This window comes from Mesorhizobium sp. M5C.F.Ca.IN.020.32.2.1, assembly GCF_004023105.1.
GTDB classification, from domain to species: domain Bacteria; phylum Pseudomonadota; class Alphaproteobacteria; order Rhizobiales; family Rhizobiaceae; genus Mesorhizobium; species Mesorhizobium wenxiniae.
On the sequence record NZ_RZSX01001204.1, the window covers coordinates 1 to 1478 of the forward strand.

Sequence of the window (1478 nt, forward strand, 5' to 3'; positions counted from 1 at the left end):
CACCACGAGCGACGACAGCTCTACTGCGACCACCGCTTCCGACACCACAGCGAGCGACGACAGCTCTACTGCGGCCGCCGCTTCCGACACCACCGTCAGCGACGACAGCTCTACTGTGGCCGCCGCTTCCGGCACCACCACGAGCGACGACAGCGCTACTGCAGCCGCCGCTTCCGGCACCACCACGAGCGACGACAGCGCTACTGCGGCCGCCGCTTCCGACACCACCACGAGCGACGACAGCTCTACTGCGGCCGCCGCTTTCGACACCACCATCAGCGACGACAGCGCTACTGCGACCCCCGCTTCTGACACCGCCGCCAGCGATGGCAGTTCCACTGAGACCGCCGCTTCCCGCCCCACGACCAGCAATGGCGGTGTTCATGCTGTCCGTGGTGCCGATGCGACCCATGCAGCCGCCGGCACCGACAGGGCGGCAAACCATGACGGCAACGACACCTCCCATGTCGACAATGGCGGCGAAAAGGCAGGCAGCAGTGTCGACCGGGTGTTGGCCGCCCTTTCTGGCGGCTCGGAGTCGCTCGCCGGTTCACACGACAAGACGGCCGGCAACGGGTTCGCCCACACCGTCGAGGATAATGAAAATGTCGGCGCCAATGCTAGCAAGGGCGGCGCCGCCGAGATCATGTCCGGCCGCGCAGGCCACGACGCCTTCGACTTCAGCTGGCTCCAGGAAAAGCTGCAGGACAAGCCTCACTTCGACCAGGCCTTCTTAGACGGGCTCAAGTCGGGAGGGGAGTCATCCGACGCTCTGTCTACGGCTGCGCATGATCGTTCCGACCAGGTCAGCTACGACAGTTCAACCGGGTCGCTCTCTTTGGACAGCGACGGGACGGGAGATGCATCTCAAACGCAGGTCGCCAGCCATTTTCCATGGCAGCATCATTCGCTGTGACCTGAAGGAGCTACGGGCGGGAAACTAGATCAGGCCCGGCTTTTGTTCACCTCGAAGAACGTGGGCCGGGTCGTTCCCGTGCCGGCCATCAATCGTCTTTCCAGAAATTCCGCGGCGAGATACGGGTCATATTGGGGTCGCGGGATTGCCTCCGCAGTTCGGCAAAGTCCGAACGGGCCTTCTCATCGAGGACGATGGCTTCGCGGTTGATGAGGCCTCGCCCGGTGAAGACGCGCGCGCCAGCGATGAGCTGCGCGTGGCGGCAAGAAAGCAGGCCTGATCTACACGCCGACACTGCGCCGAACGCCTATGGCAAGGCCAAGGACGAACGATGAGAGACGCGCGAGAGCATCAGCGCGACCGGCGGAAACGCGCGCGCTGCGGAGGCTTTACGCCCCGCTCTTAGCTGCGCAGCTGCGCTTGCGCCGTCATATCAGATAAGCCTAATGTGAATCATGACCTGGCCATTGAGCGGGCGCGGCGCCGCACTCGGATTGGGCTCGCTATTCATCCGGTGGATATATCGATCACGCAAAGGGAGGACGAGATGAGAGTGGCTAAG

General features: G+C 63.7%; 2 protein-coding genes. One reads left to right on the forward strand and one right to left on the reverse strand.

Going from position 1 to position 1478, the window contains the following annotated elements:
* Positions 1-315 (reverse strand): hypothetical protein (locus EOA86_RS39735; RefSeq protein ID WP_206630223.1); only part of this gene is annotated, 315 nt, incomplete at its 3' end.
* 196 nt (positions 316-511) lie between these two features.
* Here EOA86_RS39735 and EOA86_RS39740 point away from each other — a divergent pair.
* Entirely contained in the window at positions 512-916 is a 405-nt protein-coding gene (locus tag EOA86_RS39740) for a hypothetical protein (protein ID WP_128345577.1), read from the forward strand.
* Positions 917-1478 lie beyond the last annotated feature (562 nt).